Here is a 9,167-nt window from a genome sequence, read left to right on the forward strand (position 1 = left end):
GAAGAAAGGCGGAGGGCGCTTGCTCAGCCCCGACAAGCTTAAGACGGGCAGAGCGGAAGGTTGTTCTTTAACCTTCTGATCTGATTGGCTTAAGACTCGAGGGGCTAGCGCCCGGAGCTGGACATGAAGAAAAGCGGAGGCGGCTTGCCCAGGTCTGAAGCTCCCCCTTCCATCCCCAAAAATCCGGAACCAAGCACGAAGTATGTATTATGAAGCGTTTCGACATTATTGTAGAATTTTGTCGAATGATGTTATCATAGTATAAATTTATACTCTTAATTCAAAATAATCTTCAGAACAGCTCTATGCCAAAAATGTGTCTCTCCAGCCACAAAACCCTGATATAGCAACTTTCTTCATCGCCTAAAAATTTCTAAAAAAATTTGATTTAAAAGTAATTGACGGATTTGGGAATGGCTGGTATTATGTAATCTATAAGAATTTTGTCGAATAATGACGAATCTATAGATAGAGAAAAAGAAAATAGTGGAGATATGAGAGGAGATTTTTAATATGAAATCTACAGGTATTGTTCGTAAAGTTGATGAGCTGGGACGCGTAGTTATTCCGATTGAGTTAAGACGTACACTTGGCATCGCCGAAAAGGACGCTCTTGAAATCTATGTTGATGATGAGCGCATCATCTTGAAAAAATATAAGCCAAACATGACTTGCCAGGTTACCGGCGAAGTCTCTGATGATAACATCACACTTGCAGGCGGCAAGCTGATCCTGAGCCGTGACGGTGCAGAGCAGCTGCTGAAAGAAATCCAAAGCACATTTGAAACTGCAAAATAATAAAAGTATAGTCACTTGCGCTCTGTGTAAGTGTAATACTTTTTGATACTATATGAAAAGAAAAAAGCTTCCATATACCGGAAGCTTTTTTCTATTGCTCAATATGATAGGCGCTGTAAACTTCTCTTTTATTCAGGCTCCTATCCTTCGCTGTCTGCTTAATGGCATCCTTGGAGCTCATTTCGTTCACAGATATATAGTGCTTCACATGCTCTTCAACGGAAAGCTGCTCCCACCACATATCTTCTTCCGCTGATTCTCCCTCCGGGTTCCCCTCCAGGATAATACAGAATTCTCCTCTGACTTCATCAGATTCTGCCCATTCCGCCAGCTCTGAAAGGCTGCCCCGAATGAATTCTTCATATCTCTTTGTAAGCTCCCGGCATAGAACGGCCTGGCGTTCGCCCAACTGCCCGCTCATCAGCTGCAGTGTTTCCTTCAGGCGATGCGGGGATTCATACAGGATAATGGTTGCATCCATTTTAGCGAGCTTTTCCAGCTCCTGCTTTTTTTCTTTTTTCTGTCTGTTCAGGAAACCATAGAAATAAAAAGGCTGCGAGGCAATGCCTGAAGCAATGAGAGCCGTCAGTGCAGCATTTGCCCCTGGAAGCGGAACAACAGTCAGCTGGTGTTCAAGCGCCTTTACGACCAGGTCATAGCCCGGATCCGAGATAGTCGGCATCCCGGCATCACTCACCACGGCAACCGCTGATCCCTCTTCAAGCATCTGAATGATCTTTTCACCGCTATGGCCTTTATTATGCTCGTGATAGCTGATGACAGGCGTTTCTATTTCAAAATAATTGCAAAGCTTCTTTGTATTACGTGTATCCTCAGCTGCAATATAATCAGCCTCTTTCAGCATCCGCACGGCCCGGAAGCTCATATCCTCCAGGTTTCCAATCGGCGTCGGCACCAAATAAAGCGTACCCTTCTTATAATCATTGCTAAAGCTCTTTTGCTGCCACATCCAAATCACCTGTTTCCTTCATTAGAAAGTCTTCTTTCTTTTTTCTGCTTAACTGCTTGAATTGATATTCTGCCCTCATCGCTTCAGTTTTTCCTGAAAAGACCTGATGGTAGACTAGCACAACCGGTCCCCGCCCCCTTGTATATTTAGCCGCCTTCCCTTCATTATGAAGCCTGACCCGCCTGTCGAGATCATTGGTGTAGCCGGCATAGAGGCTGCCATCTCTGCATTTTAAAACATAGAAGTAATGTGCATCATTTTCCATATAACATCTCACTGATTTCCGGTGTATATTCATGATCTTTATTATAGATATAAAGCGGCGGCAGCACCTTCAAATCCGGGCTCCCCTGCTTGACCCCTTCAACAAGGAGCATATTGGCTTCTTTGCCCTGTTTCGGATAAACAAACTGGAGACGCTTCGGCTCAAGCTTATACTGCCTCATCAGAGTGACCATATCAAGGAGCCTTCCTGGCCTGTGGACAAAAGCCGCCTTTCCTCCCTGTTTCAGCAGCTGGCTTGAGACGCGCACCACATCCTCCAGTGTGCACAGAATCTCATGCCTGGCAATGGCAAGATGTTCATTGGCATTGATCTGATCTTTGGCTGGGGTAAGGAAATAAGGCGGATTGCATGTTACAATATCATACTTCCCGTGCCCAAGCAGGGCCGGCATCTCCTTGATATCCCCATGAATCATTTTAATCCTGTCTTCAAGCCCATTGTACTCTATGCTTCTCACAGCCATATCATGGAGCCTCTCCTGGATTTCCACACCGGTGATCGACCCTTTTGTCCGGCTGCTCAAAAACAGCGGGATTACACCATTCCCGCTGCACAGATCAATCAGGTTCCCTTTCTGGATCGGCACATAAGAAAACCTCGCCAGCAGGACTGCATCCAGGGAAAAAGAAAACACAGACGGGCTCTGGATGATGCGCAGCTTTTCAGCAAGCAGATAATCCAGCCGCTCATCCCCTTTTAAATTCAGCATACAATTTCCTCCGATAAACATTGTAAAAAGAGCCTTCCCGGCAAAAGGAAGGCTTACATTATTTCTTATTAAGGAAGGAAAGGCAGAAAAGGCAATCCCCTTCTTTGCGCGGGCTCCCAAAATGCAGATTGCAAATATGGAAACCTTCCTGGTAAAGCCTTGCAAGATTGTCATAGCCTTCACCAATATCGATGACTTTATCATCCTGCTGAGGCTTGCTTTTCCCTTTCTTGTCTTTCTTCCTGTTGGACTGTTGCTCTGCCGTTGTTTCCAGCCGGCGCCTTAAATGGTCATTCTCCAGCTTCAGGGAATTATTCTCCTCAAGTATCTCTGCCAGATGCTGTTTAAGCTCGCCAAGCTGTGTATACAGTTGTCCGATTTGGGTTTCCATATTGATCACGGAGTCAAAAATTTCTTTTTTATCCACGCGTTCCACCTCATTAATCTGTGGATTGTACCGAAACAGCACCTTCTGTCAGCACTTCGTCCAGCGTATATTCAAGGACACGCTCCTGGTCTCTCACTTCCACTTGCAGAACGCGTTCTAAAATATTGAGCCCAACCACTTTGCCGCGGCCCTGTGGAGTATTGATGACCGCTCCTATATCCGGCAGCTGCTCTTTCGCAGACTCATACTCATCATTCTCGTACTTCAGGCAGCACATGAGACGTCCGCACAGTCCGGATATTTTCGTTGGGTTAAGGGAAAGGTTCTGGTCCTTTGCCATCTTGATCGACACCGGATCAAAATCCCCCAGGAAGGTAGAACAGCAAAGCATCCTACCGCATGGTCCTATGCCACCGAGCATCTTAGCTTCGTCCCGAACACCAATTTGGCGCAATTCGATCCTTGTCCGAAAGATCGCTGCCAAGTCCTTTACAAGCTCCCGGAAATCTACTCTTCCGTCGGCTGTAAAGTAAAAAATCACTTTATTTCGATCAAATGTATATTCAACATCAACAAGCTTCATATCAAGCTGATGAGTGCTGACTTTTTCACAGCACACCTCATAGGCTTCATGTGCAGCTTCCTTGTTTTCCTCAACAATCATCCGATCCTTTTGATCTGCAATTCTCAGAACTTTTTTCAATGGAAGGACAACATCGTTCTCATCCACTTGCTTCCGGGCAATTACTACTTTTCCGTACTCTACGCCCCGGACTGTTTCCACGATTACAAAGTCGTCCTTTTGAATTGAGAGATCTCCGGGATCGAAGTAATAAATCTTCCCGGCTTTCTTAAACCGTACTCCCACTACATCATACAAATGAAGATCCCTCCTGCAATTTTAACACAAGCTGTTCCATCAACAGCTGCGGATTCATATTTGCGTGCAGCTTTCTTTTTGCCTCCAAAATGGCTGTCATCTGCTCGGTCAGACGACGTCCGGACGTTTGTAATGCATATTGCTCTAAACGGTTCATCTCGTTTAGATAAACAGCCTGTCCCTTTTTCCCAAGCTGTATATATAGTAAATCCTTAAAGATAAGTATCAGCAAATCCAAACCGCGATCAAACTGCTCTTTCTCTTTAAAGTGCAAAAACCATTCTTCCTGCAGTGCAACCATCGCCTCTAAAGGATTCTTTTTCAGCACTTCATATAATTTTAACACTATTTTTTGTGCTTGTGCAAACCAATCATCACTGGAGAGAGCGATTGCTTCATCCAAATTATTGGTTAATTGGGCCAATAATGGCGCCATTTGCGGGCTTACACCGTTTTCCGCAAGCTGCGCTTCCATATTTTGGGGCGTGAGCGGAATGAATGAAATGGTCTGGCAGCGGGACAAAATGGTCGGCAGCATCCTTTGTCCCTGTTCGGTCATCAGGATGGCGACAGAGTCAGAGTTCGGCTCCTCCAGAAACTTGAGAAGGCTGTTCGCCGCATTTACCGTCATTTTATCGGCATGATTGATCATATAAAGCTTGCGCTTCGACTCCACTCCTGTTTTCGAGAACTCCTCCTGAAGCGCCTGTATCTGATGCTTTTTAATTGAAAGCCCATCAGGCTCCAGCAGATGTATGTCCGGATGGTTGCCGCTGTTGATCCTCCTGCAGTTCGTGCAGTCTTCACAGGGGATATAGCCGCCCTCCGGCCTTTCGCAGAACAGGCTTTTTGCCAAAAGAAGCCCGGCATCCTTCTTGCCGGTCCCCCTCATCCCTTCAAATAAATAGGCGTGGGCAAGCCGGTCCTTCTGTATGCTGTTTTTGAATAATTTCAATACGGCAGGCTGAAGCCTCTCCAGCTGCTCCCACGTTTTTGCCAAACTGATCACTCACCTACATATATATATTAATGAGCAGTCCTTTGATTTCCCCGATTTTCCCGAGAATACCGATGGACTGCTTTTCCTTCTTCATGACTTCCTCCGTCAGATCGGCCAGCTTCTGATCAATGGTCTCCACAATCTTTAAAGACCGGCCCTGTCCATACTGGTTCCAGCTGTGGGACTGGTTCAGCTCCATCCCATAATCCACTGTTTCCTTCACAAAACGTTTGACAAGTGTTTTAAACTTGGCAAGATCCTTGAAATTGCGCGATCTCCCCAGGCGTTCCCCGGCAGAGTCGATATCCTTCAAAAGCCCCTGAAGCTGGGCCATCTGCATTTTTTGGTCCTGCTTCTGGACAAGCTGCTGGAACTTTGCCCCATCGCCTGGCTGAAGCTTTTGATCCTGCTTAACCTTATCAAGGTTAAGGCGCAAATCCTGATTTATTTTCAAAGCGATCGTCTCCTGTTATCCCTTATTAAAACTGATGGAAGCTTTCAACCGGCAGAACAAATACTGTCGCACCGCCCACTTCGACCTCAACCGGATACGGCACATAAGAATCGGCATTCCCGCCCATCGGCGATACTGGCGCCACCAGCTGGTCGCGCGCACTGCAGCTGTCCTTTATGACCTGCAGGGCCTTGTCCACCCGGATATCATCTGTACCAATCATAAAGGTCGTGTTGCCCGCTTTTAAAAAACCGCCGGTGCTCGCCATCTTTGTTGCCCTGAAATTATGCTCCACTAACGCACTCATCAGCTTATTGCTGTCCTGATCCTGAATAACGGCTAATATTAGCTTCATCTATTGTCACGTCCTTTAAAAAGTGTTTTTCCGCGTGTATCTATCTATATTATAGCAAGAATTCTGTCTATAAACAGCGTCTATTCAGGAGCAATGAAATAAATCCGTTCTCTAAAGAACAAAAATATTTTCCTGAAAAGGAGAAAAGGCCCCATGAGGCCCTTTCGTTCAGAATCTATTTATCTGCAAACAGCGATTTCAGCCTGGCAGATGCCAACTGGTAAACCTCTTCCACAGGAAGAGAAGCATCTATGCGGCTAATCCTATCCGGGAATTTTGCAAGCAGGATCTCATAGCCCTCCCGTACCTTCGTATGAAATTCCAGGCTCTCCAAATCCAGCCGGTTCACTTCCCGGCCTTGATTCCGGCCGATCCTCTGGAGGCCGGAAGCCGGATCGATATCAAAATATAAGGTCAGCTCAGGCATCATGCCTTCAATGGCGAAATGATTGATCGAATAGACCTCATCAATCCCAAGCCCCCGGGCATATCCCTGATAGGCAAGCGAGCTGTCAATAAAACGGTCGCACAGGACGATATAGCCTTCATCAAGAGCAGGCTGCACCTTCTCTGCCAAGTGCTGCCTTCTCGCTGCTGCATAAAGAAGCGCCTCTGTCCGAGGATCCATTGCCGTATTCTTTGTATCCAGGATAACAGCCCTGATCTGCTCAGCGATTTCAATGCCGCCCGGCTCCCTCGTCTGCATCACTTTATATCCTTCATCAGCGAGCCCGCTCGCCAGCATATTGATAATAGTCGTCTTGCCGGCTCCCTCAGGACCTTCCGCTGTTATAAATAAACCTTTATCCATCATGTTCCTCCTGCTTACATTCTGCTTGTAAAGCATATATGCTGATTTGATTTTTATCTAAATAGCTGCCGCCCTGGAACCTTGCACCGCTTGCCTGTAAAAGCCGGATGCTCTTCACATCCTCTTCTGATATCACTTCACCGGGAAAAAGGAGCGGAATACCTGGAGGATACGGAATGATCAGCTCTGCGCATATCTTTCCTGCCGCCTCCTCCATGGATACTGCTTTTCTGCTCATCCCCATCAGGTCCTGTGCATTCACGGCAAGGGTCGAAACAGATGGCTTTTGAAAATAATTCACTTTTGCAGTCTGGCCCTTCCTTTTTCCGGACATGGCCTTCTCTGTTTTAAAAATAATCTCTTTAAAAGGAAAATCCATATCCTTCTTTAAGAGCGGGAGGACAAACACGACATTATAGGGATCCGCCATTTCAGGATAAATCCCCTCATCCTCCAGCAGGCTCTGCAGCTCAAAGCCGGACAATCCTTCAGGCTGGATCACAACTTTCAGCGGGTCTCCTGCACCTTCTTCATATTCCAGCACCAGCAGGCCGCTTATGCCGGCCAGCCCGCGCCTGAATGATTCTATACGCTCAAGGAGGATTTTATCATCCTCTTCTGTAAATGTTTCTAAATAATGCCTGGCACCATCCAATGATGCCATGATCGGATAAGAAGGGCTGCTGGACTGCAGCATCTGCAAATATTCCCTTGCTCCCTCATAACCGATGAGCCGGCTATTATAATGGAGATAAGCACCCATCGTCATGGCAGGGAGCGTCTTATGGGCTGACTGCACCACGAAATCAGCCCCCAGCTCCACTGCTGACTTCAGCCGGGACATTTTAATCAGATGAGCCCCATGCGCCTCATCCACCAATACAGGTATCCCATGCTGATGGGCTTTATGGATGATTGCCTGCAAATCAAATACCATGCCATAATAGTTCGGATAAGTCAGGATGATTGCTTTGGCATCAGGGTGAAGGCTGATAGCTTTTTCCACCGTCTCTGGAGCAATGCCGCCGGCCACCCCCCAGTCACCATTATACTCCGGCCCCAGGAAAACAGGAGATGCCTTGGCAAGACGTATCCCATTCAAAACGGACTTATGGCAATTCCGCTGCACAAGGACCGTCTCGCCTTCCTTCACAGTCCCAAGGATCATGGCAAGGTTTCCAACAGTCGACCCATTTATTAAAAAAGAGCTCTCTTTAGCTCCATACAGCTTGCTTGCTAAGAGTTCTGCTTCTTTGATGGCACCTGAAGCAGCATGGAGATCATCCAGACCGGACAATTCCGTCACATCCAGCTTCAGTGCCTCTGCGTAGGCCTCTTGGCTTCCTTTATATAAAAGGCCATTCTTATGTCCCGGGACATGCAGGGAAATGCTGTCCCTACCTATATGATCCAGCAGCCTGCCGTAAAGGGGAATATTATTATAGTCATTCATTGTTATCACCAGATTGTTAGATTCTTCACCTATTTTATCAGACCACATCTTAAAAAGATAATGCGTCCCCTAAATAAAAATAAGCTGTTGCCAAAAGAATTGCCTATAGACATACACCCGGAAGCGAAGCAGAACATACAATAGAAAACATGTAAATACCCTCGAGACTTTTCAAAAAATTGTATTATTTTTTGCACAATGGACAGAATAAGAGGTGGAGGTGGAGATATGGATTCTTTATTGGCAAACAATCAGATGAAGAAAACCTGTGTCATTTGCGAAGAGGATAAAACAAGGGGCATACATTTATATACTTCTTTCATCTGCACAGATTGTGAATCTGATCTGATTAACACCGACACGGACAATCCAAAATATAAATATTATCTAAAGAAACTGCGGAAAGTAAATACACCGGAAATATTCTCGTAGAAGCTGATGCTTCTTTTTTTTGTGGTTTTTTGTACGAAAGTGTCCATGGCGGCCGCAGCAGGCAATTACATTTGAAGGTAGAGTGTGGGGTTGGACAGCAGGGTTATATTTGTTAGTCTAGTTGGGGTGTTGGTGGATTATCTTGCGAATTGATTATTCATGGTTAAAGCAGCTGTATTCAACAATATGTTAAGCAAGGACGCAGAGCAATTCGCCCGTCCGGCATGCATTTAAGAAAGCAGCTGCCGGCTTATAGTTAGATTTAAGGCAAATGGTAAATTAATTGGCCATTTGATTAAATAAATCGCTGAGTCGGTAGATTATCGAGCCAAATGATTAAATTCAAAACCAAAGCAGCTGCTCTCCCCAATATTCTCGACGAAAACCTGCTCATTTCCCCCACGCCGTCACTAATTTCCGCCCAAGAACCCTTTTCTTATTAAAACCTTCTCCATTTCACTAAAAACAGCACAAAAAAAGAACAGTCCCACAGACTGTTCTTCGTTTTGCCCGGCAGCGTCCTACTCTCACAGGGGGAGAGCCCCCAACTACCATCGGCGCTGAGAAGCTTAACTTCCGTGTTCGGTATGGGAACGGGTGTGACCTTCTCGCTATCGCCACCAGACTATTT

General features: G+C 46.1%; 12 protein-coding genes and 1 rRNA gene. 2 read left to right on the top strand and 11 right to left on the bottom strand.

Annotated features, from left to right (window positions below):
- The first annotated feature begins 513 nt into the window (after positions 1 to 513).
- Positions 514 to 798 (top strand): AbrB/MazE/SpoVT family DNA-binding domain-containing protein, encoded by a 285-nt coding sequence (locus CYJ37_RS26625; RefSeq protein ID WP_009791698.1) that lies wholly within the window; start codon positions 514 to 516, stop codon positions 796 to 798.
- A 91-nt stretch (positions 799 to 889) separates the two neighbouring features.
- Here the strand turns inward: CYJ37_RS26625 and rsmI are convergent, their stop codons facing one another.
- From rsmI to CYJ37_RS26675, 10 genes are all read right to left on the bottom strand, one after another.
- Positions 890 to 1,768, bottom strand: coding sequence for a 16S rRNA (cytidine(1402)-2'-O)-methyltransferase (rsmI, locus tag CYJ37_RS26630; protein ID WP_101553023.1), 879 nt, complete (start codon positions 1,766 to 1,768; stop codon positions 890 to 892).
- A complete protein-coding gene (locus CYJ37_RS26635) occupies positions 1,746 to 2,033 on the bottom strand; it encodes a GIY-YIG nuclease family protein (protein WP_009791696.1) in 288 nt (95 codons plus the stop codon). Before CYJ37_RS26635 ends, rsmI begins: the two co-directional genes overlap by 23 nt.
- Positions 2,023 to 2,763, bottom strand: a complete 741-nt coding sequence (locus CYJ37_RS26640) for a tRNA1(Val) (adenine(37)-N6)-methyltransferase (protein ID WP_101553025.1) — start codon at positions 2,761 to 2,763, stop codon at positions 2,023 to 2,025. Before CYJ37_RS26640 ends, CYJ37_RS26635 begins: the two co-directional genes overlap by 11 nt.
- Positions 2,764 to 2,821: 58 nt before the next feature.
- Positions 2,822 to 3,190: a DNA replication initiation control protein YabA gene (gene yabA / locus CYJ37_RS26645; protein WP_009791694.1), complete on the bottom strand. Its 369-nt coding sequence runs from the start codon at positions 3,188 to 3,190 to the stop codon at positions 2,822 to 2,824.
- A gap of 13 nt (positions 3,191 to 3,203) precedes the next feature.
- On the bottom strand, positions 3,204 to 4,031 hold the full coding sequence (locus tag CYJ37_RS26650) for a PSP1 domain-containing protein (protein ID WP_009791693.1): 828 nt from the start codon (positions 4,029 to 4,031) through the stop codon (positions 3,204 to 3,206).
- Positions 4,024 to 5,031 carry a DNA polymerase III subunit delta' gene (gene holB / locus CYJ37_RS26655; protein ID WP_094769603.1) on the bottom strand — a complete coding sequence of 336 codons (1,008 nt, stop codon included), beginning with the start codon at positions 5,029 to 5,031 and terminating at the stop codon, positions 4,024 to 4,026. The genes CYJ37_RS26650 and holB overlap by 8 nt, the downstream gene beginning before the upstream one ends.
- A gap of 13 nt (positions 5,032 to 5,044) precedes the next feature.
- Positions 5,045 to 5,485: a YaaR family protein gene (locus CYJ37_RS26660; protein ID WP_009791691.1), complete on the bottom strand. Its 441-nt coding sequence runs from the start codon at positions 5,483 to 5,485 to the stop codon at positions 5,045 to 5,047.
- Between the two features lie 25 nt (positions 5,486 to 5,510).
- A complete protein-coding gene (locus CYJ37_RS26665) occupies positions 5,511 to 5,840 on the bottom strand; it encodes a cyclic-di-AMP receptor (RefSeq protein ID WP_009791690.1) in 330 nt (109 codons plus the stop codon).
- Between the two features lie 175 nt (positions 5,841 to 6,015).
- Positions 6,016 to 6,651, bottom strand: a complete 636-nt coding sequence (gene tmk, locus CYJ37_RS26670) for a dTMP kinase (RefSeq protein WP_022543202.1) — start codon at positions 6,649 to 6,651, stop codon at positions 6,016 to 6,018.
- Positions 6,644 to 8,104: an aminotransferase class I/II-fold pyridoxal phosphate-dependent enzyme gene (locus CYJ37_RS26675; RefSeq protein ID WP_101553027.1), complete on the bottom strand. Its 1,461-nt coding sequence runs from the start codon at positions 8,102 to 8,104 to the stop codon at positions 6,644 to 6,646. The genes tmk and CYJ37_RS26675 overlap by 8 nt, the downstream gene beginning before the upstream one ends.
- Before the next feature lie 228 nt (positions 8,105 to 8,332).
- Between CYJ37_RS26675 and CYJ37_RS26680 the strand changes: the two genes are divergently transcribed.
- A complete protein-coding gene (locus CYJ37_RS26680; protein WP_022543201.1) occupies positions 8,333 to 8,536 on the top strand; it encodes a sigma factor G inhibitor Gin in 204 nt (67 codons plus the stop codon).
- 508 nt (positions 8,537 to 9,044) lie between these two features.
- On the opposite strand, the gene rrf is transcribed toward CYJ37_RS26680, so the two are convergent.
- Positions 9,045 to 9,161, bottom strand: a 5S ribosomal RNA gene (gene rrf, locus CYJ37_RS26685).
- Positions 9,162 to 9,167 lie beyond the last annotated feature (6 nt).

This window comes from Bacillus sp. UMB0728, from assembly GCF_002858875.1.
In the GTDB taxonomy this organism is placed as follows: Bacteria; Bacillota; Bacilli; order Bacillales; family Cytobacillaceae; genus Bacillus_AB; species Bacillus_AB infantis.